Origin of the sequence: Rudaeicoccus suwonensis, from assembly GCF_007829035.1 — a bacterium.
In the GTDB taxonomy this organism is placed as follows: Bacteria; Actinomycetota; Actinomycetes; order Actinomycetales; family Dermatophilaceae; genus Rudaeicoccus; species Rudaeicoccus suwonensis.
In genome coordinates, this window is the sequence record NZ_VIVQ01000001.1 from 935,622 (window position 1) to 958,127 (window position 22,506).

General features: G+C 67.4%; 19 protein-coding genes. 10 read left to right on the top strand and 9 right to left on the bottom strand.

From position 1 onward, the window contains the following. The first annotated feature begins 2 nt into the window (after positions 1 to 2). Positions 3 to 1,274, top strand: a complete 1,272-nt coding sequence (locus BKA23_RS04285) for an MFS transporter (protein WP_145225802.1) — start codon at positions 3 to 5, stop codon at positions 1,272 to 1,274. A gap of 286 nt (positions 1,275 to 1,560) precedes the next feature. Here the strand turns inward: BKA23_RS04285 and BKA23_RS04290 are convergent, their stop codons facing one another. Then, positions 1,561 to 2,838 (bottom strand): MFS transporter, encoded by a 1,278-nt coding sequence (locus BKA23_RS04290; protein ID WP_145225804.1) that lies wholly within the window; start codon positions 2,836 to 2,838, stop codon positions 1,561 to 1,563. 232 nt (positions 2,839 to 3,070) lie between these two features. Between BKA23_RS04290 and BKA23_RS04295 the strand changes: the two genes are divergently transcribed. After that, on the top strand, positions 3,071 to 4,312 hold the full coding sequence (locus BKA23_RS04295) for an MFS transporter (RefSeq protein ID WP_170226370.1): 1,242 nt from the start codon (positions 3,071 to 3,073) through the stop codon (positions 4,310 to 4,312). On the opposite strand, the gene BKA23_RS04300 is transcribed toward BKA23_RS04295, so the two are convergent. The 3 genes from BKA23_RS04300 to BKA23_RS04310 are packed head-to-tail and all read right to left on the bottom strand — an operon-like array spanning position 4,309 to position 8,574. Continuing rightward, on the bottom strand, positions 4,309 to 4,953 hold the full coding sequence (locus BKA23_RS04300) for a Maf family protein (protein WP_145225808.1): 645 nt from the start codon (positions 4,951 to 4,953) through the stop codon (positions 4,309 to 4,311). The two genes, BKA23_RS04295 and BKA23_RS04300, sit on opposite strands and share 4 nt — an antisense overlap. Positions 4,954 to 5,000: 47 nt before the next feature. Continuing rightward, positions 5,001 to 6,887, bottom strand: coding sequence for a Na+/H+ antiporter (locus BKA23_RS04305; RefSeq protein WP_145225810.1), 1,887 nt, complete (start codon positions 6,885 to 6,887; stop codon positions 5,001 to 5,003). A gap of 7 nt (positions 6,888 to 6,894) precedes the next feature. Further along, positions 6,895 to 8,574: a DUF885 domain-containing protein gene (locus BKA23_RS04310; protein WP_145225813.1), complete on the bottom strand. Its 1,680-nt coding sequence runs from the start codon at positions 8,572 to 8,574 to the stop codon at positions 6,895 to 6,897. A gap of 94 nt (positions 8,575 to 8,668) precedes the next feature. Here BKA23_RS04310 and BKA23_RS04315 point away from each other — a divergent pair, with 94 nt between their 5' ends. Then, positions 8,669 to 9,331 (top strand): MOSC domain-containing protein, encoded by a 663-nt coding sequence (locus BKA23_RS04315; RefSeq protein ID WP_145225815.1) that lies wholly within the window; start codon positions 8,669 to 8,671, stop codon positions 9,329 to 9,331. Between the two features lie 25 nt (positions 9,332 to 9,356). Here BKA23_RS04315 and BKA23_RS04320 read toward each other — a convergent pair whose 3' ends face one another. Together BKA23_RS04320 and BKA23_RS04325 are read right to left on the bottom strand one after the other, a co-directional pair. Beyond that, positions 9,357 to 9,560 (bottom strand): hypothetical protein, encoded by a 204-nt coding sequence (locus tag BKA23_RS04320; RefSeq protein ID WP_145225817.1) that lies wholly within the window; start codon positions 9,558 to 9,560, stop codon positions 9,357 to 9,359. 25 nt (positions 9,561 to 9,585) lie between these two features. Beyond that, complete coding sequence (locus BKA23_RS04325) at positions 9,586 to 11,238, bottom strand: acyl-CoA carboxylase subunit beta (RefSeq protein ID WP_211841589.1); 1,653 nt, start codon at positions 11,236 to 11,238, stop codon at positions 9,586 to 9,588. Positions 11,239 to 11,435: 197 nt separating this feature from the next. Here BKA23_RS04325 and BKA23_RS17945 point away from each other — a divergent pair, with 197 nt between their 5' ends. Genes BKA23_RS17945 through BKA23_RS04340 form a run of 3 tightly spaced genes read left to right on the top strand, consistent with a single transcriptional unit; the run spans position 11,436 to position 14,917 of the window. Then, positions 11,436 to 13,253, top strand: coding sequence for a biotin--[acetyl-CoA-carboxylase] ligase (locus BKA23_RS17945; RefSeq protein ID WP_145225819.1), 1,818 nt, complete (start codon positions 11,436 to 11,438; stop codon positions 13,251 to 13,253). Continuing rightward, complete coding sequence (locus BKA23_RS04335) at positions 13,250 to 13,933, top strand: response regulator transcription factor (RefSeq protein ID WP_145225821.1); 684 nt, start codon at positions 13,250 to 13,252, stop codon at positions 13,931 to 13,933. The genes BKA23_RS17945 and BKA23_RS04335 overlap by 4 nt, the downstream gene beginning before the upstream one ends. A gap of 3 nt (positions 13,934 to 13,936) precedes the next feature. Further along, positions 13,937 to 14,917 (top strand): sensor histidine kinase, encoded by a 981-nt coding sequence (locus tag BKA23_RS04340; protein WP_145225822.1) that lies wholly within the window; start codon positions 13,937 to 13,939, stop codon positions 14,915 to 14,917. On the opposite strand, the gene BKA23_RS04345 is transcribed toward BKA23_RS04340, so the two are convergent. Next, complete coding sequence (locus tag BKA23_RS04345) at positions 14,848 to 15,417, bottom strand: GtrA family protein (protein WP_246104444.1); 570 nt, start codon at positions 15,415 to 15,417, stop codon at positions 14,848 to 14,850. The genes BKA23_RS04340 and BKA23_RS04345 overlap by 70 nt on opposite strands. Before the next feature lie 226 nt (positions 15,418 to 15,643). Between BKA23_RS04345 and BKA23_RS04350 the strand changes: the two genes are divergently transcribed. Further along, a complete protein-coding gene (locus BKA23_RS04350) occupies positions 15,644 to 16,816 on the top strand; it encodes a 5-(carboxyamino)imidazole ribonucleotide synthase (RefSeq protein WP_145225824.1) in 1,173 nt (390 codons plus the stop codon). Continuing rightward, the gene (gene purE, locus BKA23_RS04355) at positions 16,813 to 17,322 is read left to right on the top strand and encodes a 5-(carboxyamino)imidazole ribonucleotide mutase (RefSeq protein WP_145225826.1); all 510 of its coding nucleotides are present in this window, start codon (positions 16,813 to 16,815) and stop codon (positions 17,320 to 17,322) included. The genes BKA23_RS04350 and purE overlap by 4 nt, the downstream gene beginning before the upstream one ends. 150 nt (positions 17,323 to 17,472) lie before the next feature. Here purE and BKA23_RS04360 read toward each other — a convergent pair whose 3' ends face one another. After that, positions 17,473 to 18,654, bottom strand: coding sequence for a nucleotide sugar dehydrogenase (locus BKA23_RS04360; RefSeq protein WP_145225828.1), 1,182 nt, complete (start codon positions 18,652 to 18,654; stop codon positions 17,473 to 17,475). A 55-nt stretch (positions 18,655 to 18,709) separates the two neighbouring features. Here BKA23_RS04360 and BKA23_RS04365 point away from each other — a divergent pair, with 55 nt between their 5' ends. Together BKA23_RS04365 and BKA23_RS04370 are read left to right on the top strand one after the other, a co-directional pair. After that, on the top strand, positions 18,710 to 19,720 hold the full coding sequence (locus BKA23_RS04365; RefSeq protein ID WP_145225830.1) for an LLM class F420-dependent oxidoreductase: 1,011 nt from the start codon (positions 18,710 to 18,712) through the stop codon (positions 19,718 to 19,720). A 123-nt stretch (positions 19,721 to 19,843) separates the two neighbouring features. Beyond that, complete coding sequence (locus BKA23_RS04370) at positions 19,844 to 21,010, top strand: acyl-CoA dehydrogenase family protein (protein ID WP_145225832.1); 1,167 nt, start codon at positions 19,844 to 19,846, stop codon at positions 21,008 to 21,010. Between the two features lie 139 nt (positions 21,011 to 21,149). On the opposite strand, the gene BKA23_RS04375 is transcribed toward BKA23_RS04370, so the two are convergent. Next, a complete protein-coding gene (locus BKA23_RS04375) occupies positions 21,150 to 22,472 on the bottom strand; it encodes an LCP family protein (protein WP_246104445.1) in 1,323 nt (440 codons plus the stop codon). Positions 22,473 to 22,506 lie beyond the last annotated feature (34 nt).

Genomic DNA, 22,506 nt, shown 5'->3' on the forward strand with positions numbered 1-22,506 from the left:
CCATGACAACGACAGCGCCCGATTCGGCAGCTCCCCTGCGGCGCAACCGCGACTTCCAACTGCTGATGGTCGGCAACACCCTCAACGGCATCGGATCCCGAATGAGTGGTCTGGCCTTCCCGCTGCTCACGCTGTGGCTGACGCACAGCCCGGTGCTGGTCGGCGTCGTAGGCGCGTCGGTCGTGGGCGGCATGGTGCTCATGGGTATCCCCGCCGGCGCGCTGGTGGACCGTTGGAATCGCAAGACGACGATGATCTGGTCGGCGCTGGTGGCCGCTGCGTCATACGGCACGGTCGTGCTTGCGTATGACGCCGGCCACCTGTTCGTCATACATCTGGTCGTCGCCGGCGTGATCGTCGGCGCAGCGGAGGCGATCTTCGGGCCGGCGGACACCGCGGCGACGAAATCCGTTGTGCCGCCAGCAGATCTGGCCACCGCGATGTCCGCCGTGCAGGGGCGCCAGGGTGTCACCGGTCTGGTGGGTCCGCCGCTGGGCGGTGTGCTCTTCGCGATCTCGAGGGCGCTGCCGATTCTGGCCGACGTCGCGTCATACGTGCTGGCCGCGATTGCCGCCGCCCTGATCCGCACTCCGCTGCCCGCAACCCATGAGGGTGAGCACGCCGAACCGATGATGTCGGCGATGCGTGCCGGCTTCCGACACGTATGGCGCAACGAGGTGCTGCGTCCCACGGTGGTCATCGCCTCGGGGCTGAACTTCGCTGCCAACGGATTCATGATCGTGCTGATCATCGTGCTGCAGCGCCGCCATGTCGCGCCGGGACTGATCGGTGGTACCGAGACCGCGATGGCCGTGGCGATGATCGTCGGCTCGATCCTCAGCGGCTGGCTGCTGCGCCGGATGCGTGCCGGGCTGGTCAGTCTGCTCGGTATGACGGTGCTGGGCCTCGGCCTCACCGCCGTCGCGGGCGTGCACTCGTTGGTGCTGATCATGCTGGTGCTCGGCCTGACCTGGCTGATGCTGCCGGCGGTCAACGCAGGCTTCCTGACCTACGTCATGCTCATCACGCCGGACTCGATGCAGGGCAGGGTGCAGAGTGCACTGATGACGATGGTCATGTCGACGACTCCGCTCGCGCCGGTCGCTGGTGGCGCACTGGTGCAGTTGATCGGCGGCGAGGCCACGATGGCGGTCTTCGGCGGACTGGTGCTGGCATGCGCGCTGTTGGCTCTCACGGTGCGGCCGTTGCGCGAGATGCCGTTGCTCTCGGAGGTCACGCCCGCGGGGGCAGCCGTCGAACCCGCGCTGCCGTGAGTGTGCGCCCCGCGCCCGGTCGAGGGTGGCCGGCGCGCAGGCCCCGGCGACCCGGTTCGTGGGCCCGGACCCGAGTTGACCTGGCGGTTGGTGTCGTTGTGGCCGCCGGATAACGACAGCTACGGCCATCTCGGCGAGGGTGGGCGGGGCTCGCGATGTTGACCTGGCAGTTGGTGTCGTAGCGGCCGCCGGATAACGACAGCTACGGCCATCTCGACGAGGGTGGGCGGGGCTCTCGCTTGACGGCTGGCGAGGCCGGCAAGTGCTCAGCCGGACGCGAGCTGCGTCATACCAACTCGACCGCGCTCGCTTGCGCGCTGCCGAACTCGATCCCCTTGCGTTCCTTGCCGATGGCGGTGAACAGGATCACCGCGACGAAGACCGGCACGATCGTGACGGCCAGCGCGAACGGGTAGCCGTGCGAGGCTGCGAGAGCCTGCTGGATGGGCAGGTTGAACGCGGCCAGGCAGTTGCCGAGCTGGTAGGTCACGCCCGGATAGAAGCCGCGGATCTCATCCGGCGAGAGTTCGGTCAGATGGGCCGGTATGACGCCCCACGCGCCCTGCACCATCACCTGCATGAGGAAGGAGCCCAGAATGATCATTCCGACGGTGGTCGAGTAGGCGAACAACGGCACGATCGGCAGTGCGAGCACCGCGCAGATGATGATGATGACCTTGCGGCCGAAGCGCTCCGACAACATGCCGGCGACCGCCCCGCCCAGGATCGCGCCGATGTTGTAGATCACCGCGATCCAGGTGGCCGTGGATGCGGCGAGACCCAGGCCGTGGTCGTGGTGCTCCTTGAGGAAGTTGGGGTAAATGTCCTGTGTGCCATGACTCATCCAGTTGAATGCCGTCATCAGCAGCACCAGGAAGACAAAACGCTTCCAGATGGTCGGATTCCGCAGGATCTGCGACGCGCGAACCGATGTCTGCTTGAACCGTTGCTGCGAGGCCTCCCAGACCTCGGACTCCTTGACCCGTGAGCGGATGATCAGCGAGATCAGACCGGGCACGATCGACAGTGCGAACATCCACCGCCAGTCCAGCCCCAGCCAGGTGTTGACGACAAGGAAGGCCAGCGCCGCCAGCAGATAACCCATCGAATACCCGCCCTGCAGGATGCCGGAGAACAATCCGCGTCGCGACGACGGCATCTTCTCCATTGCCAGCGCCGCGCCCAGGCCCCACTCGCCGCCCATGCCGAGGCCGTAGAGCATGCGTAGCACCATCAGCACCCAGAAGTTCGGGGCGAAGGCACACAGGAATCCGACGACCGAGTAGAAAACCACGTCGGTCATCAGCGGGACGCGGCGCCCGACCCGGTCGGCCCACAGCCCGAAGATGAAGGCACCCACCGGGCGCATGATCAGCGTCATCGTCGTGATGAGCGCCATCTCGGTCAGCGACTTGTGGAAGTCCTTGGCGATCTGCGCGTAGATCAGCACGACCAGGAAGTAGTCGAAGGCGTCCATCGCCCACCCCAGGTACGCGGCTGCGAACGCATTGCGCTGGTCCGACGTCAGCCTGGTCGGCGGTCCGGTCACTGACGGGCTGGTCATTGCAGGCTCCTTGATCGATGGCAGTCCGCAGACGACGACCTCGCGTGATCGACGGCGATGCGGCGTCCCTCACGTTAGTGAGAGCGAGCCATCAGATGGTGGTAGCGAGCCAACGGATGACACTCGGATCGACGGCAGGAATCCTGACCAAATCCTTACCTCGATTGCGCCTCATCCGGGTCGACCTGCTGGCAGGGTTCTCTGTATGACGCTCCACGAACGGAGTCGCACCATGGGGGAGGCACCGTCGCAACAACCGGCGCTGCGGCACAACCGCGACTATCTGCTGCTGATGACCGGTGGCGTCGTCAACAGCCTCGGATCGCGCATGAGCGTCCTCGCGTTTCCGCTGATCACTCTCGCCGAAACGCACAGCCCGTTCGCGGTCGGTCTTGTCTCCGGCACCTCGATGGTCGCAATGGTGCTCATCGGCCTGCCGGCTGGAGCGCTGGTCGACCGCTGGGATCGCAAGCGGGTGATGGTGGTTGCGGCGTCGTGCGCGTGCGTCGCCTACGCCAGCGTCGCGATCGTCGCCCTCGCCGGGCGGATCACGGTGCCCCACCTGATGGTGGCCGCGGCCTGCAGCGGCGTCGTGTCGATGTTTTACAACCCGGCCGAGGCGGTGGCCATCAAGAAGGTCGTCCGCGGCGAGGATCTGTCACGCGCCGCCGCCAACAACGAAGCTCGCTCGGCCGCCTCCGGACTCATCGGACCGCCACTGGCCGGCGTGTTGTTCAGCATCGCCCGCGGCCTGCCGATGCTCGTCGACGCCGTGACGTATGCCGTTGCCGCCTCCTGCGCCGCACTGGTCCGGACACCGCTACCGGCCGCTCCGAAGCACGACCGCGAAGCGCTCTTGCCGTCGATCCGCACCGGCCTGCGGTTCCTGTTCGGGCACCCCATGCTGCGACCGCTGACGATCCTGGCCGCCGTGTGCAACTTCGCCGGTCTGGGACTGGTGGTCTCGGTGACGATCACCATGCAGCAGCGAGGCACCCGGGCTGTCTGGATCGGCGCCGTGACCGCGGCGATGTCGCTCTCGATGCTCGCCGGGTCGATGCTCGCCGGCCGTATCTCTGCACGGTTCACCGTCGGCGCGCTGATGGTCGCCGTGCCGTTGGTCGGAGCGGTGGGATTCCTCGGCATGGTCTTCTTCCATGCGCCCGTCGCCCTGATGGCGCTCATGGTCGTCGCGACCTTCCTGCTGGCACCGCTCAGCGCCAGCATCACGACGGTCATCACGACGCAGACGCCGGAGGCGAAACTCGGCCGGGTGATGAGCGCCGACGGTGTGCTGTCGATGGTGTTGGCAGCCCTCGCACCGGCGGTCATGGGACTGCTCATCGGCAGCATCGGCGGTCGCAGCGCGATGCTGATCTTCGTGGTGCTGTTGACGCTCTCGGGTGCGCTCGCCCTGGCGTTCCCCGTCCTGCGCCGTATGCCGAAGGCCCCGGAGCTGACCTCTGTCGGCTAGTGACTCGACCCGTCCGCCTGTCGTAGGTCGTGCCACGGCACGTCGATCTCGCCGAGCATCTCGCGCAGGATCGGCAGGCTCAGTCCCACCACATTGTGGTGGTCACCCTCGATCCGCGTGACATATGCGCCGCCAAGGCCGTCGATAGTGAAAGCCCCTGCTACATAAAGGGGTTCGCCGCTTGCGACATACGCCTCGATCTCGTCGTCGGTGAGGTCGGCAAAGTGCACGACGGTCGAGCCGACCACTCCGAAGGTCCCGCCGGTGCCCTCGTCGCGCGCGTCGATCAGCCAATGGCCGGTGTGCAACGTGCCGCTGCGGCCGCGCATCGCACGCCACCGGTCGATGGCGATCTCGGCGGTCTCCGGTTTGCCGTGGACGTCTCCGTCGAACTCCAGCACCGAGTCGCAGCCCAGCACCAGCGCGTCCCCGTCGTATGACGATGCGACGTCCTCACCTTTGGCGCGCGCCAGCAGCAGCGCGACGTCAGCGGGCTCGAGCTCGCCGAAGGACTCCTGTGCCGCCGCCACCGTCGCCGGTTCGTCGACGGACGACACGATGACCTCTGGTTCGACTCCTGCGCTGCGCAGCGTCTGAAGTCGGGCGGGCGAAGCGGAGGCAAGGACGAGGTGAACGGTCACGGTGCGTCAGCATAGGCGGGCGCCATGACCGGCCCGACGGCTCCCGGTCAGCCGAGCAGGCTGTCCGGGTAACACCACCGCCACGCCTCGCCCGGCTCGAACGAGCGCATCACCGGATGCCCGGTCTGCTCGTAGTGCCGAGTCGCGTGCATGCCGACCGACGAGTCGCAGCAGCCGACATTGCCGCAGGTCAGGCACAGCCGCAGGTGCACCGACTGGGTGCCCTCACGCACGCAGTCGGGGCAGCCCTCCGGTGTGATCGGGTCGGCCGTCATCGGAGCGTCGTTGAGATGGTTGCACCCGAACTGGCGGATCTCGGGCGTCAGCAGCAGTCGATCCTGGATCTCGTTCTCGCCGTTGGACATTCGCGTGATCATCGACTCCTCCACGTCCAAGTCGTCCATGACCGCGGTCAGGACCTCGTGATCCATGATGCCCCTGTCACGCATCGCCAGCACCTTGCGGCGTTCGGCATCCAGCATCGCCGAACGCAGCCGACGGTAGGACTCAGCCGGAGACTCGACATCCGGGTCGTTGCTGCCGAGCCGCTCCCACGCCAGGTTCGCCCGCCGTGCGGCCTGGTCGCGAAGTGCGGTGACGATCTCCTCCGGCACCGGCGCGTCCTGGGAGGCGAGTTCCTCCTCCAGTTTGCGGGTGCCGGCGGTGACGGCGGCCTGCATCAACTGGGCCGTCTGCAGGGCGTCCTCGCGCGGATCCGGGCCGTGCAGGTTGAGCATTCGCGCCAATGAACCGAGTGAAAAACCTTGCAACACAAGGGTGCCCACCGTCACCACCAACGCGATGAAGATCAGCGCCTCTCGCTCAGGAGTGCGATCGGGCAACAGGAAGGCAGCCGCCAGGGTGACCACACCTCGCATCCCGGCCCACGACGCGATCACGGACTCGCGTGGCAGCAGCGCGCTGCTGGTCCACCCGGACAGCCGCGACACCAGTGCCAGGGACAGGATCCAGATCGGGCGCAGCACCATGACGGTGAGCAGCACGATCAGGCTGATCGCGAAGGTGCGGCCCAGCCCCAGCGAGCCCTGCTCGACGCCGTGCACGATCGTGTGCACCTGCAGGCCGATCAGCAGGAAGACCAGGTTTTCCAGCAGGAAGGTCACCGATGCCCAGTTCAGCCGCTCGGACACCCGAGATTGCGCGGTCTGTATGACGGGGGCCTTGTGCCCGAGCAGCACTCCGCACACGACCACGGCGATGACGCCGGACGCGCCGGCCTCTTCCGCCGGCAGATATGCCAGCCACGGCGTGGCGAACGAGATCGCCACACTGGTGACCGTGTCGGTGACGTGACGGCGTACCCGGGCCAGGACAAGGAAGACCACGAAGCCGATCGCAGCGCCGCCGAACGACGCCCACAGAAAGTCGCGGCCGGCCGTCACGATCGTCGCAGCGCCGGCGGCGCCACCGATCAGACCCTTGGCCGTGTTGACCGTGACCAGCGCCGTCGCATCATTGAAGAGCGACTCGCCCTCCAGAATCGACACCACCCGGCGCGGCAGGCCGATGCGCCGCGCCACGGCCGTCGCGGCCACGGCGTCGGGCGGCGCCACGATCCCGCCGAGTGCGACAGCCGCCGCGAATGGCACATCGAGCAGCCACCACGCGACGAGACCGACACCGAAGGCCGTGAACAACACCAGCAGCACTGACAATCCGATGATCTGACGCCGGTCCCGGCGCAGATCGATCAGGGAGGTGCTCGATGCCGCGGAGAACAGCAACGGTGGCAAGAACCCCAGCAGCACCACTTCGGAGTCGACCTGGAAGTGCGACGGCATGAATGGCGCGAACGACACCAGCGCACCGATGGCGGTGAGCAGCAGCGGAGCGGACAAGCCCACCCGCCGGGCGATCGTCGCGACGACGATCACCGCGACGACGAGCGCGAGAGCGGGTAGCGCTATGTGCACCGCAGCGTCACAACGTGCCGAGCACAGCCGCGCGCAGCGTGTCGAGGCCGACTGAACCGATGTCGAGAGCCCGCCGGTGGAAGGCCTTCAGGTCGAAACCGTCGCCCTCGTTGGCCTGTACCTGTTCACGCAGCTGCATCCAGATGCGTTCGCCGACCTTGTAGGACGGCGCCTGGCCCGGCCAGCCGAGATAGCGGTCGAGCTCGAACCGCAGGAAGCCCTCGGCCATGTCGCAGTGGTTGTTCAGGAACTCCCACGCCTTGTCGTAGGTCCACTCGCCGCCACCCACCTCCGCGGGCGCCTCGAAGCCGCAGTGCACCCCGATGTCGATCACGACACGCGCCGCGCGCAACGACTGCCCGTCGAGCATGCCCATCCGGTTGCCGGCATCTTGCAGATAGCCCAGCTCGTCCATCAGCCGCTCGGCATACAGCGCCCAGCCCTCGCCGTGACCGGAGCACCACACATCCATCCGTCGCCAGTTGTTCAGCAGCGCGGATCGGTAGATCGTCTGGCCGCACTGCAGGTGATGACCGGGCACGCCTTCGTGGTAGACGGTCGTCAGCTCGCGCCAGGTGCCGAACTGCTCGACTCCCTTGGGCACCGACCACCACATGCGGCCCGGCCGGGAGAAGTCGTCGGTGGGCGGTGTGTAGTAGATGCCACCGGATTGTGTTGGTGCGATGCAGCATTCGATCGTATGCACCGGCTCCGGTATGTCGAAGTGAGTGTCCGCGAGTTCGCGGATCGCCTCGTCGGCCTTCTCCTGCATCCACGCCTGCAGGGCGTCGGTGCCGTGCAGCTGGTACGCCGGATCGGCGTCGAGCACCGCCATGGCCTCCTTCACCGTCGCGCCAGGCTTGATGCGCTGCGCCGTCGCCTGCATGTCCGCGGTGATGCGGGCAAGCTCCTCCTGACCCCATTGGTAGGTCTCGGCCAGGTCGACCTCGGCACCGAGGAACGACCGGGAGTGCAGCGCGTACTTCTCGCGCCCGCACCCGTCGGCCTCCGGGGCCAGCGGCAGGATCTCGGACTCCAGCCGGTCACCCGCTGCCGCGTAGGCCGCCGCCGCTTCGTCGATCGCGGCACCGATCTGCGGGTGCTGCTCCTTGAGCGTGGCGAAGTAGCCGTCGCCGGCGGTGTGGTCCTTCGTCTGCTGGATGCAGGCGAGCACCTGACGACGCGGGCTGACCAGACCCCGCTGCGCCGCGGCGTGCAGCGATTCGAACCACTGCGTCAGAGCGTTCGGTATGGCGCTCATCCGTCGCCCGATCGTCTCGACCTGCTCGGCGGTCTCGGTCGGCATCAGGTCGAAGATGTCGCGCATCTCCTGCAGCGGCGAGGCGATGACGTTCAGCGACATCAACGTCAGGCCCGCGTCATACGACTCGACGGCAAGACCGAGCCGCTCACGCATGGCATCGATCGTGACCTTGTCGACATCGTCGCGGGGGTTGGCATCGGCCAACTCCGCCAGGGTGCGCCGCGCAAGGTCGGCGCCGGCGCGCAAACCCGCCGGCGAGAAGTCGTCGAGCTGGTCCTGGCGCTCGGTGGAGCCCAGATACGTGCCCATCATCGGGCTGAGCGCCAAGGCTGCGTCGTGGTAGCGGTTGGCGATCTCGTCGACAGGGGTGAGGGTGCGTTGCTGTTCGGTCACGCCGACGAACGTACCCGCCAGCCATGACATCCGCACGGGCAATACGCAGCGGAGCTGCGGTGGCCAGGGCGTTCCTGCGCGCTGCGGACCCGGCCAGGCGGCAGAAGGTCGGCATGATGGGACCATGACAGCAACCGTTCTCTCGGTGAATATGGGCACGGCGCAACCGAATCAGGCGAAGAAGACGCCGACCGGCATACACAAACTTCCGGCAGACCGGATCGAGGTGCGCGCACCCGGTCCCAAGCACGGTGGACTCGGCAGCGGCGTGGTCGGCGACTTCATCGGCGACCGCAGACATCACGGCGGCGACTACCAAGCGGTGTATGCCGTCGCCCGTGAAGAGCTGGACTGGTGGGGCCGGCACCTGGACCGTCCGCTCGCGAACGGCATGTTCGGCGAGAATCTCACGACCGACGGCATCGATGTCGATCACGCCCTGATCGGCGAGCGCTGGCAGGTCGGTGAGCAGGTCGTGCTCGAGGTGTGTGGTCCACGCATTCCGTGCGGGACGTTCCGGCAGCACATGGGCGAGCGCGGCTGGCTGAAAACGTTTGTGGAGCACGAACTTTCAGGCGCATACCTCTCTGTCGAGGTGCCCGGGCAGATCCGTGCAGGCGACTCGATCACGGTGTTGTCGCGACCCGCGCATGGTGTCGACGTGCCGACGGTCTTTCGCGCGTTCTACAACGACGTGGACGCGATTCGTGCCGTCGTCGACGCGGGTTGTCTCAACGCGGACGAGCACGCGGAGTTCGAGGCGAAGCTCAAGTCCGGCGACCGCTGACAGATCGTGGCGTCCGTCAACTGGCTCAGCGGGGCAGGCCGGACGATCGCCATCCGTGCCGCGCGCCGCCTGCCCACGTCGACCGGGGCTCGGTCACAGGCGATCCTCCACCGCTCAGCGCTCCGAGTACGACGACCACCGCGGCGACGTCCTCGGCAGTCGCGCCCGGCGACAGCACCTCTACCGCAACGGTTTCCGGGCCCCTCGCTGCGTCATCCGTGTCGCTCATGGTCGCTGGACTCCTCGTGGTTGGTTCACAGCGGGATGTTTCCGTGCTTCTTCGGCGGCAGCTTCTCGCGTTTGGTGCGCAGCGCTCGCAGTCCCCTGATCACCTGTGCGCGCGTCTCGGACGGCGCGATCACCGCATCGACATACCCTCGCTCGGCCGCGATGTACGGATTGGCCAACGTGTCTTCGTACTCGGTGATCAGCTCCTGGCGCCGTGCCTCGATCGCGGTCTGGTCGCCGCCGGTCGCAGCCTCGACCTCTGCCAGCTGCTTGCGGTACAGGATGTTGGCCGCCCCCTGCGCGCCCATCACCGCGATCTGCGCCGTGGGCCATGCGAGGTTCAGATCGGCACCAAGGTGCTTGGACCCCATCACGTCATACGCCCCGCCGTACGCCTTGCGGGTGATGACCGTGATCAACGGGACGGTCGCCTCCGCATACGCGTAGAGCAGTTTCGCGCCGTGCCGGATGATGCCGCCCCACTCCTGGTCGGTGCCGGGCAGGAAGCCGGGCACGTCCACGAAGGTCAGCACCGGCAGGTTGAACGCATCGCAGGTGCGCACGAATCGCGCGGCCTTCTCCGACGCCGCGATGTCGAGCGTGCCTGCGAACTGCAACGGTTGGTTGGCGACGATGCCCACCGGCTGTCCGTCGACCCGTGCGAACCCGCACACGATGTTCGGGGCATACAGCTCCTGGGTCTCCAGGAATTCGTCGTCGTCGGCGACGGTGTGGATCACGGTCTTGATGTCGTAGGGAACGTTGGCGGAGTCGGGTACGAGAGCGTCCAGCGCCAGATCGGCGTCATCCGGCGCGAGGTCCTCATCGGCGACCGGCTCGAAACGCTCGGGTTCGTCGAGATTGTTCGGCGGCAGGTAGCTCAGCAATTCCTTGACGTAGGCGATGGCATCGGCCTCGTCGCTGCCCATGTAGTGCGCCACGCCGCTGCGGGTGTTGTGGGTGCGGGCGCCGCCGAGCTCCTCGAAACCGACGTCCTCGCCGGTGACGGTCTTGATGACGTCCGGGCCGGTGATGAACATGTGCGAGGTCTGATCGACCATCACGGTGAAATCGGTGATAGCGGGGGAGTAGACCGCGCCACCGGCGCACGGACCGACGATGAGGGAGATCTGCGGTATGACGCCGCTCGCGTGCACATTGCGGCGGAAGATCTCGGCATACAGACCCAATGCCACGACACCCTCCTGGATACGCGCACCACCGGAGTCGTTGATGCCGATCACGGGGGCGCCGATCTTCATCGCCAGATCCATCACCTTGACGATCTTCTCCCCGAGCACCTCGCCCAGCGAACCGCCGAAGACGGTGAAGTCCTGCGAGAACACGCACACCGTGCGTCCGTCGACGGTGCCGTAGCCGGTGACCACGCCATCGCCGTACGGTCGGTTGACGTCCTGCCCGAAACTGGTGGAACGGTGCCGTGCGAGGGCATCGAGTTCGACGAACGAACCCTCGTCGAGCAGTTGCTCCACGCGCTCGCGCGCCGTCTGCTTGCCCTTGGCGTGCTGCTTCTCGACGGCTCGTGCGGAGCCGGCGTGGACGGCCTCGTCGATGCGGGTGCGAAGGTCGGCCAGTCGCCCGGCGGTGCTGTGCAGATCCGGGCCTGCCACCACATCATCGGCGCCGTCAGCTGCATCGGGGACAGGCAGATCGCTCATGCTCGTCACCCTAGTGCGATGCCGGTGGCCGTCGGCGGCGGTGTGGTGGCAGCGATCGACTGCCGGGCCTGGCGCGTTCGGCCAATGGTTGGTGCAGCGGCCAGAGAACCAGAGAACAGGCGCTGGTGGAACGCGAGAGCTCCTCGCGTGCGCGTCGACTGTGAAGGACTGTCGCTTGCCGCACTAGCCTTGGTGACGTGAGCCACTACCTCGACCGCGGCGAGATGACCCACCGCCTCGCCGACAGCAAGTGGCGTGAGGTCGACGTGAGCCCGCAGGTGGGCTCCACCAATGCCGAGCTGCTCGCAGATCCGCGGCCCTGGCGCGCTCTGATCACCGACCATCAGACGGAGGGTCGCGGACGCATGGACCGCGACTGGGTGGCGCCGTCCGGCGTGTCCGTCGCGATGTCGGCGACGCTTCCGCTGCCGGGCGACCCCACCCGGTGGGGCTGGGTTCCGTTGCTGGTCGGAGCGGCCGTGCGGCGAGCACTGCGCCGCTTGACGCCCACCGAGATCAGCTTGAAATGGCCCAACGACGTGCTGGCCCGCAGCGGACCGGGGCAGGACTGGGGAAAGCTGGCCGGAATCCTGTGCACCGCGACCGGCGGTGAGCAGCCGACCGTGGTCGTGGGAATCGGCATCAACGTGCATCAGAGCCTCGAGCAGCTGCCGGTGCCCACCGCAACCTCGCTGAAGCTGTGCGGTGCTGATCTGCGCTGCGAGGACATCGTCGTGGAGATTCTGCGTGAACTCGAGCGGGTCAGCGGTGAGTGGGCGTCCCCGGCGGGCGACGACGCCTACCGTGCGGCGTGCCTCACCATCGGCCAGCAGGTGCGGGTCGAACTCGCCGGCGACGAGGTCGCGACCGGTCGGGCGATCGACGTCGACGTGATGGGCCGGTTGCTGGTCGACACAGCCGAGGGACTGGTGCCGCACGCCGCAGGCGACGTGGTTCACGTCCGCCCGGCTGCGGCACGTCTGCGTGAGGAGCCTGAGCCGGCGCCCGTTCCGCAGGATCGTGCGGCCTTTGTGGATGCCCTCGAGGCACGTCTGCTCGGCGGTCCCCGATCGTTGCGGCGGGCCGAGGTGGCCGCGGCCACCGGGGTCACCCCTGAGCAGACGCGTCGGTTCTGGCGAGCCATGGGATTCGTGAACGCCCGTGAGGAGGACGTCGCCTTCACCGAGGCCGACGTCCAGGCGCTGCGCACCGTCGAGTCGGTCATCGCGAACGGTCAGCTGGACGAAACCACGTCTCTCGGGCTGGCCCGTGCCGTCGGGCGGTCCACCGACCGGCTCGCTATGTGGAGTCTGCAGCTGATCACCGACATGATGAGCGGCGATCAGGGCCTCGGAGTCGACAGCGGTATCGCCCAGGTGTCGGCCGAACGCGCGGTGGAACTTGCCGACGATCTCGCTCCCCTTATCACCTACGTATGGCGCAGGAATCTCGCCGTCGCGATCTCGCGGATGATCGCCGACTCCGAGCCGGAGTCGCACATCGGCGTCGTGCGGACCGTGGGCTTCGCCGACCTGGTCAGTTTCACGCAGCTGGTCCGCCAGCTGAGTGAGCGTGAACTCGCAACCCTGGTGCTGCGATTCGAGTCGCTCGCCTCGGACGTCGTGAGCACCCACGGCGGAGCAGTCGTCAAGACCGTCGGTGACGAGGTGCTGTTCTCGCACACGTCCGTGGAGGGTGCGGCGCGCATCGCCTTCGACCTGCTCGACCAGGCGGCGGCGGACGACCTGATTCCCCGGATGCGAGTTGGTCTGGCCACCGGCCGAGTGCTCGCGCGACTGGGCGACATCTACGGCACGACCGTCAACCGTGCGAGCCGGCTGACCACCGCCGCCGACCCAGGCACCGTGCTCGCCGACTCCGATGTCGCTGCGGCCCTCGAGGGTTCGCCACAGGTGCACGCCGTCGCACGCGAGGAGATCTCACTTCCCGGCATCGGGACGATCACTCCATGGGTGCTGTCCAACCGCGGGGGACAACTACTATCAGCCCCATGACGCGCGTGCTGCTTGCCGAAGACGATCCGGCCATCTCTGAGCCACTGGCTCGTGCACTGCGCCGCGAGGGCTATGACGTCGACATCCGCGACGACGGTCTCGCCGCTCTGGAGGGTGCGAAGAGTGGCCCCGACCTGGTCATCCTCGACCTCGGGCTGCCGTCGATCGACGGCCTCGAGGTGTGCCGCCGCCTGCGTGCCGGCGGCAGCTCGGTGCCCGTCCTGATCCTGACCGCGCGCGCCGACGAGGTCGACACCGTGGTCGGACTCGATGCCGGCGCCGACGACTATGTGACCAAGCCGTTCCGGCTGGCCGAGTTGCTGGCGCGGGCGCGGGCACTGCTGCGGCGCACTCCCGTCGACGACACGGACCCAGAGGCCGCTCCGCTGGTACGCATCGACAGCGACGCGCGCCGCGCATTCATCGGCGACGACGAACTCCAGCTGACGGTCAAGGAATTCGAGCTGCTACGCGTGCTCGTGCGCGAGCAGGGCAAGGTGGTTTCACGCGAGCAGCTGATGCACGAGATCTGGGACACCGCATGGCTGGGGTCCACCAAGACGCTCGACATGCATGTGTCGGTGCTGCGCCGCAAGCTGGGTGACGACGCTGCGCAACCCAGATTCATCACCACCGTGCGCGGCGTCGGATTCCGCTTCGAGCCCGCGGACGGGATCTGAGCGTTGCGCTCGAGGCTGCTCGCGGCCGGATGGCGCACCGCCATACCGCCATTGGCCCTCGTCGTGGTGGTTGCTCTGCTGGTGACACCCGGATGGCAGCGTCGGGTGGTGGAGCTGCTCGCCACCGTCCTCGCCGGGCTGTTCGTCGTCCGGCAGGTGCGCCGGGAGGCGGAGCGCATCGCGACCCCGGTGGAGGAGCTCACCCGCCGAGCAGAGCGGGTCGAGGACGGCCCGGTGTTGTTCGAGCCGATCGGCAGCGGAATCAGCGAGATCGACCGGATCTCCCACGTTTTCGAAGGTCGCGCCACCGAACTCACCCGGGTGCTGGCTGCCGAACGTGAATTCGCTTCCGACGCCAGCCACCAGTTGCGCACCCCGCTGACGGCGTTGCTCATGCGGCTGGACGAGATCTCGATGGGTGACGATCTCGAGCAGATGCGCGAGGAGGCGGTCGTCGGCATCACCCAGGTCGAACGCCTCACCACCGTCGTCGACGAGTTGCTGCAGCGCGCCCGCGCCACCCCGGCCGGCCCGTTGCCGAGCATCTCCCTGGACTCGGTCATCGCGGAGCTGCAGCGCGAGTGGCAGCCGACCTTCGAAGAAGCGCGGCGCAGCGTGAAGGTCAGCGGTGAGCGTGGTCTGCAGGTGCTCGCGGCGCGCAGTGGGGTGTCCCAGATCCTGGCGACGCTGTTCGAGAACGCACTGGCGCACGGCAGCGGCACCATCGAGGTGAAGGCCCGACGGCACGGGCCTTCGGTGGTGGTGGAGGTCAGCGACCTCGGCAAGGGCGTGGACTCCTCGATCGCCCCACACATCTTCGAACGCCGCGTGACGACCGGTGGTACCGGTCTGGGGCTGGCGCTCGCACGGGATTTGGCCCAGGCGAACGGCGGGCGGCTGGAACTGCGCAGTGCTCAGCCGGCGGTGTTCGCGCTGTTCCTGTCGGAGGGCGACGCAGTGGATTCGGGGTTGCCGAGACGGTGATCACGGGCCGTGGTGTGACCATGCTCGAGCGGATCGAGGAGCGCCTCGGCGGCGGCTTCGTCCTGCACCGGCTCGTTGGCGAAGACGAACTTCTTGTACGACCAGAAGCGGAACAGTGTGCCCAGGCCGATACCGAAGAACGCGTTGAAATTGAGCCAGAACTTGCCGTGCATGTGCAGGCCGTAGTGGGCAAAGGCGACCCACGCGGTGCTGATGACCAGCGCGATGCCACCGACGATGAAGAACAGCGCCGCCTCATGGTGCACCGGTCGGTTGCGGCGGTGGCGGAAGGTCCAGTAGCGGTTGCCGACCCAGGCGAAGGCCATCGCGACCGTGCCGCTGATGAATTTCGCGGTCGTGATCTTGCCGGCCATCGGGCCGTCCACCAGCCAGTTGAAGCCGCCGAGGTCGATCACCATCGACAGTGCGCCGACGACGCCGAACTTGGCCAACTCACGCCAGAGCCTGGTTATCAGATCGGTGATTCTTCCCCACAGCACCGTGGCAGGTTAATGCACGACGATGCGAGCCGCCCGCGACCTGGTGCGGCAGCGGGCACCGACGGTGCGGTGCTCGCGGGTCCTGCTCCTTGAGATGACCGTGTCGTATGTCGTATGTCGTATGACCACATGACCGCGTGACCACATGTCGCATGACCGCATGACCGGACTGATCGGACTCGGATCGCATTTCGGAGCGTCGCACGCGCCCCATTAGGGTGTGCCGGTGACATCACCGCAGCGCGCGCCGGGCGGGTTCCCCGTTGTCGGCATCATCGGTGGCGGACAGCTGGCCCGGATGTGCCAGCCACCGGCCGTCAACCTGTCGATCACCTTGTCGGTCCTCGCCGAGTCGGCCGATGCGGCTGCGGCCCAGGTGATTCCCTCGGCCCCGGTGGGGTCGCACCTCGATCTCGACGCCGTCCTCTCGTTCGCGCGTGAGTGCGACGTCGTGACCTTCGATCATGAGCACGTCCCGCAGGAGATCCTGCACGCGCTGGTCGACGCGGGCGTGCAGGTGCACCCCAAGCCCGAGGCACTCATCTACGCCCAGGACAAGCTGGCGATGCGCCGCAGACTGACCGAGCTGGGGGTGCCGTGCCCGGCGTGGGCGCGGATCACCGACCGCGCCGGCCTGGCGGCATTCGGTGACGAGCACGGTTGGCCGGTGGTGCTCAAGACCCCACGCGGCGGGTATGACGGCAAAGGCGTGCGCATCGTGGCCTCCGCCGACGATGCGCAGGACTGGCTGGCGCGCGGCGAGGAACTGCTCGTGGAGGAGGCTGTCAGTTTTGCCCGCGAACTGGCAGTGCTCGTCGCGCGGAGTCCGTCCGGGCAGGCGGCGGTGTGGCCGATCGTGCACACCGTGCAGACCGACGGCATCTGCACCGAGGTGCTCGCACCGGCCCCGGAACTGGACGCCGGGCTGCAGGCCGGGGTGACACATGCGGCGCTGCGCATCGCCGGAGAGCTCGATGTCACAGGCGTTTTCGCTGTCGAGCTGTTCGAGATCACCGACGACGTTGGCGGCTCGTCATACGTTGTCAACGAGCTTGCGATGCGACCGCACAACAGCGGGCACTGGACGATGGACGGGTCGGTGACCTCGCAGTTCGAGCAGCACCTGCGCGCGGTGCTCGACCTGCCGCTGGGCGACGTGAGACCGCGCGATCGCTGGACGGTGATGGGCAATGTGCTCGGTGGCGACTACCCACAGCTGTATTCGGCGTATCGGCACCTGCTGGCCCGAGACCCCGGGCTGAAAGTGCACCTGTACGGCAAGCAAGTGCGTCCCGGGCGCAAGATCGGGCACGTCAACGTCTGCGGCACCGACCTGGCTGACCTGCGGATGCGGGCGCGGCATGCCGCTGACTTCTTCGAAGGGACGGTCACCGAATGACACCGCTCGTGGGCATCGTCATGGGCAGCGACTCGGATTGGCCGGTGATGCGCGCGGCTGCGGAGGCTCTCGCGGAATTCGACGTGCCTTTCGAGGCAGACGTCGTCTCGGCTCACCGGATGCCGCGGGAGATGGTGGCGTATGGCGAGGCTGCGGCCGGTCGTGGACTGCGGGCGATCATCGCCGGTGCCGGGGGAGCTGCACACCTGCCGGGCATGCTCGCGGCCGTGACCACGCTGCCGGTGATCGGCGTGCCGGTGCCGCTGAAATACCTCGACGGGATGGATTCGCTCCTGTCGATCGTCCAGATGCCGGCGGGTGTTCCGGTCGCGACCGTCTCGGTCGGCGGAGCGCGCAACGCAGGACTGCTGGCCGTCCGGATGCTGGCCGCGACGGATGCCGCGCTGCGGCAGCGGATGACGCAGTTCCAGGAAGGTCTGCGAGATCAGGCGTTCGCCAAGGGCGAGCGGTTGCGTGCCGAAGTCGCTGGTGGCCTGACCGACTGACGGCGGCGCTTGCGGGCGGACGACGCCGGCGAGTTCTCCGGCGATCTGTCCGTGGATGTCGTTGTCGCTGCGTCACAACGACGTCGTGTGACAGGTCAACGGGCTTCCGTCGCCAGCCGGACTCGCGTGCCGCCACTGTGAGCCGAAGGCTTAGCTGTCGGAGCCGAACAGGTCTCGGGTGTAGACCTTCTCGGCGACATCCGCGAGGTCGGGCGTGCGCCGGTTGGCGACGATGAGGTCGCACGACGCCTTCAGATCGGCCAGGTCGTGGGTGACGCGCGATCCGAAGAACTCCGGCTCGTGGAGTTCGGGCTCGTAGACCACGACCTCGACGCCCTTGGCCTTGATGCGCTTCATGATGCCCTGCACGCTGCTGGCGCGGAAGTTGTCCGAACCCGACTTCATGATCAGCCGGTGGATCCCGACGACTCGCGGATTGCGGGCGAGTATGTCGCTCGCCACGAAGTCCTTGCGCGTGGTGTTCGCGTCGACGATCGCGCCGATGAGCGTCTGCGGGACCTCGCTGTAATTTGCGAGCAACTGCTTGGTGTCCTTGGGCAGGCAGTAGCCGCCATACCCGAACGAGGGGTTGTTGTAGTGCCGGCCGATCCGAGGGTCGAGGCCGACGCCTTCGATGATCTGCCGCGTGTCGAGACCGTGCCGGGAAGCGAAGGTGTCGAGTTCGTTGAAGTACGCCACCCGCATCGCCAGGTAGGTGTTGGCGAACAGCTTGATGGCTTCGGCCTCGGTGGAATCGGTGAGCAACACCGGGACGTCGTCATCGGTGGCGGCCGCGGCCAGCAGATCGGCGAATCGGCGCGCCCGGGCGCTCACCTCGCCGACCACGATGCGCGACGGGTGCAGGTTGTCCCACAACGCGCGCCCCTCACGCAGGAACTCCGGTGAGAAGACCACGTTGCTGGTGCCGAGGCGTTTGGACACGTCGGCGACGAAGCCGACCGGCACCGTCGACTTGATGACCATCGTCGCGGTGGGATTCATCGCGGCCACGTCTGCGATGACTGCCTCGACCGAACTGGTGTCGAAGTAGTTGGTCGCCGGGTCGTAGTCGGTCGGCGTGGCGATGACGACGAAGTCGGCACCGTCATACGCCTCGTGCTTGTCGAGGGTGAACCGCAGCGACAGGTCACGCGTTGCGAGGTACTCCTCGATCTCCGGATCGGCGATGGGGCTACGTTGGGATGTGAGCAGCGCCACACGATCGGCGTCGATGTCGAGCCCCACCACATCGTTGGCACCCGCGAGCAGCACGGCCATCGACAGGCCCACGTAGCCCGTGCCGACAACGGCGATCCTGGCGCGCTCAGTCATGGCCGACACGATACCCGCGGGCGATGCAGCCCGGACGCACGACGAAGGACGACACATGAGGTTCGGACTGTTCATTCCCCAGGGTTGGCGTTACGACCTGGTCGGCATCGATCCGCAGCAGCAGTGGCGGGTCATGAGCGACCTCGTGCGGTATGCCGACGACACCCCGCAGTGGGAGTCGATCTGGGTCTATGACCACTTCCACACCACACCGCAGCCCTCCCATGAGGCCACCCACGAGGCCTGGTCGCTGATGGCGGGCTTCGCCGCGATCACCTCCCGGGTGCGGTTGGGTCAGATGTGCACCTGCATGAGTTATCGCGAGCCGACCTACCTGGCCAAGGTCGCCGCGACGATCGACCACATCAGCGGCGGGCGCGTAGAGATGGGTATCGGCGGCGGCTGGTACGAGCACGAATGGCGCGCCTACGGTTACGGATTCCCACCCGCCGGTGAGCGCCTGGGCCGGCTGCGCGAGGGTGTCGAGATCTTCCGGCAGATGTGGACCACCGGGTCGGCGACGCTGGACGGTGACTACTACCAGGTCGACGGCGCGCTGTGTTTTCCACAGCCGCTGCAGACAACCAGCGCCGCCAACCGGATTCCGCTCTGGGTGGCCGGTGGCGGCCCGAAGGTCACCTTGAAGATCGCCGCGCAGTATGCCGACTACACCAACTATTTCGGTGACGCCGAGCAGTTCGAGGCCAAGACGCAGATCCTCAAAGAGCACTGCCGCGATGTGGGGAGTGACTTCTCGCAGATCACTCTGACCGGCAATGTCAACGTCGTCATCGCCGACGACGCCGCCGAGCTCGACGACCGGCTCGCCGCGATCGCCGACCGCATGGTGCGCGGTGGCATGTCGGCCGACGACGCCACCACCCATGTCGACCGGGCGCTGCGCGGACAGCCGACGGTCGGCACCGTCGAGCAGGTGATCGACGGGCTGCAGCAGATGAGCCGCGTCGGCCTCGGCTACGCGATCACGTACTTCCCTGACGCCGCCTACGACCGGTCGAGCATCGAGCGTTTTGCCCGAGAGGTCATGCCGCAGCTCGACCGGTGAAGCGACGCGGCCACGGGCCTGATCGCCGTCTGACAGGACTCCTGATCATGGCCCGCCCCCGCCACCGCGTCGCACACCAGTTCCCGCACCCGCCACCGTTACCGACGAGTAGGATCCATCACTGTGAGCTCTGACACCGACTTCGACCTGTTCCGTATCTCCGAGGACCACGAGGCTCTGCGTGATGCAGTGCGCGCCGTCGCGGAGGACAAGATCGCGCCGCACGCCGCCGAGGTGGACGACAAGAGCGAGTTTCCGCGAGCGGCACTCGAAGCACTGGTCGCCTCCGACTTTCACGCTCCGCACATCGCCGAGGAGTATGACGGCGTCGGCGCCGACGCCCTCGCGACCTGCATCGTCATCGAGGAGGTCGCACGGGTCTGCGCGTCGTCCTCGCTGATCCCGGCGGTCAACAAGCTGGGCTCGATGCCGGTGATCCTTGCCGCGAACGAGGAGGTCAAGCGGACCTATCTGCCGCCGGTGGCGCGAGGTGAGGCGATGTTCTCGTACGGCCTGTCCGAGCGCGAGGCCGGCTCGGACACCGCCTCGATGCGCTGCAAGGCGACCGAGGACGGCGACGAGTTCGTGCTCAACGGTCAGAAGTCCTGGATCACCAACGCCGGCGAGTCGCAGTTCTACACGGTGCTGGCCGTCACCGATCCCGACGGTGACCGCGGTCGCAACATCACCGCCTTCGTCGTCGAGAAGTCCGACGAGGGCTTCGACTTCGGCGCACCCGAACGGAAGCTCGGCATCAAGGGCTCACCCACCCGTGAGCTGCACTTCGACAACTGCCGTATCCCCGCGAACCGCATGATCGGCGACCGCGGCGAAGGGCTCAAGATCGCGCTGCGCACCCTCGACCACACCCGCGTCACCATCGGCGCCCAGGCGGTCGGCATCGCCCAGGGTGCTCTCGACTACGCCCTCGGTTACGTCAAGGAGCGCAAGCAGTTCGGCAAGGCCATCGCCGAATTCCAGGGTCTGCAGTTCATGCTGGCTGACATGGCGATGAAGCTCGAAGCAGCGCGGCAGATGGTGTATGTCGCTGCCGCCAAGTCCGAGCGTGGCGACGCCGACCTGTCGTTCTTCGGTGCGGCCGCCAAATGCTTCGCCTCGGATGTCGCGATGGAGGTCACGACCGACGCCGTGCAGCTGCTCGGTGGAGCCGGTTATGTCAAGGACCACCCGGTCGAGCGGATGATGCGCGACGCCAAGATCACCCAGATCTACGAGGGCACCAACCAGATCCAGCGCATGGTGATGGCCCGCCAATTGCTGCGCGGCTGACGGCGGCATGTCTTCACACGGCCGGCTGAGGGTGATGCTTCAGCCGGCCGTCATGGTGGTTCACCATGCTCGGCGGGCCCAACTCGCTCGGCAGCGGCGATCTCGCCCGATGCGGGCTTCAGCGCGACGGCGCGTCAGATCACGATCCGGCGCTCTGGCTCACCGAGATCGGGGTGTCATTGCGGAGTGCGGTGAACAGTTGCGTGGCGCGGGTGCTGTCCCACAACACCGTCGACTGACCGTCGACGTAGTAGTTGGCGTTGGCGACCGGCACCTGCACCGACTCCCCGCCGGCGGTGATGCCCTTGAGGGTCCACATGATCTTCAGCGCGGTCAGCGGCGACATGCCTTTGTTGACCGCAATGCCTTGGGCGCCGGATTCCCCGATGCTCTTCAGCCGCCACGGCACCAGCAGGTTCCCGGGCGTCGCGATCTTTTTCATCAGCGCGCCGAGGAACTGCCGCTGATGCTCGGCTCTGGCTAGGTCGCCCGTTGCGAAGGCGTGCCGGGATCGCACGTAACCTAGGGCGTTGGCACCGCTCAGGTTCTGGCAGCCGGCCGGCAGATTGATGTGCGCGTAGTCGTCCTTCACGGCTTCCGGCAGGCACATGCGCACGCCGCCGACGGCGTCCACGACGCCGGCGAAGCCGCCGAAACCGATCTCCATGTAGTCGTCGATACGTAGGTCGGTGGCCTGCTCGACGGTCTGCACGAGCAGCTTCGGGCCGCCATACGTGAATGCGGCGTTGATCTTGCCGTGTCCGTAACCCGGGATCGCCACCCAACTGTCGCGCGGGATGCTCACCAACGTGGGGGAGCCGCTGGAGGACATGTGCAGAATCATGATCGAGTCGGTGTGCGCGGCTCCCTCGGAGACATTGCTGCCACCGGTGCGCAGGGCCTTGGCCTGCGCGCTGGTGAGCCCGGCCCGGGAGTCCGACCCCACGAGCAGGACGTTCGTGCCCTTACCCGGGCTCGGCCGGCCACTCGTCGGGAAGGCGTCGACCTTGGTGACCTTGCCCCACGCCGACATGCCGGCCCACACCAGCAGACCGGCCCACAACGCGACGACGAGCACGAGCACCCCGAACACGCGCAACGCTGTGCGCTTGCGGCGGCGGGGTCGGCGCGCAGGTGCTGGCGGATCAGCGGGCCGACCGGTGCCACCGCCGCCGTAGCCCCGGCCGCTGTCGTAACCGCCATCGCGCCCACCGGGCCCGGCAGCCGGACCCGCGCCACGCGTCGGCATCACGCGCGTCGAGTCGAAACCCTCGGCATACCCGCCGGCGTTCCAGCGATCGCCCGGCTGCACCGGCGCGCGGCCCGGTACCCGTGCCTGCCCCTGGCCGGGGGAGCGGACCGGGATCTGCTGGGGTTCTTCGGCGGGGCGTCGTCGAACGCGCGGGGGTCGTGCTGCCCCGCGGCGGGTGTCGACGATGATCGCGTCGTCGTCATCGGGCATCGCTCGAGGGTAACCCGGCCACCCGTCCGGCTCC

Bases quoted from the DNA above. Each gene is read 5' to 3' on its own strand.
- BKA23_RS04290 (WP_145225804.1), bottom strand. From the start codon at position 2,838: ATGACCAGCCCGTCAGTGACCGGACCGCCGACCAGGCTGACGTCGGAC.
- BKA23_RS04360 (WP_145225828.1), bottom strand. From the start codon at position 18,654: ATGACTGAGCGCGCCAGGATCGCCGTTGTCGGCACGGGCTACGTGGGC.
- BKA23_RS04310 (WP_145225813.1), bottom strand. From the start codon at position 8,574: ATGTCATGGCTGGCGGGTACGTTCGTCGGCGTGACCGAACAGCAACGC.
- BKA23_RS04375 (WP_246104445.1), bottom strand. From the start codon at position 22,472: ATGCCCGATGACGACGACGCGATCATCGTCGACACCCGCCGCGGGGCA.
- BKA23_RS04365 (WP_145225830.1), top strand. From the start codon at position 18,710: ATGAGGTTCGGACTGTTCATTCCCCAGGGTTGGCGTTACGACCTGGTC.
- purE (WP_145225826.1), top strand. From the start codon at position 16,813: ATGACACCGCTCGTGGGCATCGTCATGGGCAGCGACTCGGATTGGCCG.
- BKA23_RS04285 (WP_145225802.1), top strand. From the start codon at position 3: ATGACAACGACAGCGCCCGATTCGGCAGCTCCCCTGCGGCGCAACCGC.
- BKA23_RS04320 (WP_145225817.1), bottom strand. From the start codon at position 9,560: ATGAGCGACACGGATGACGCAGCGAGGGGCCCGGAAACCGTTGCGGTA.
- BKA23_RS04325 (WP_211841589.1), bottom strand. From the start codon at position 11,238: ATGAGCGATCTGCCTGTCCCCGATGCAGCTGACGGCGCCGATGATGTG.
- BKA23_RS04315 (WP_145225815.1), top strand. From the start codon at position 8,669: ATGACAGCAACCGTTCTCTCGGTGAATATGGGCACGGCGCAACCGAAT.
- BKA23_RS04295 (WP_170226370.1), top strand. From the start codon at position 3,071: ATGGGGGAGGCACCGTCGCAACAACCGGCGCTGCGGCACAACCGCGAC.
- BKA23_RS04335 (WP_145225821.1), top strand. From the start codon at position 13,250: ATGACGCGCGTGCTGCTTGCCGAAGACGATCCGGCCATCTCTGAGCCA.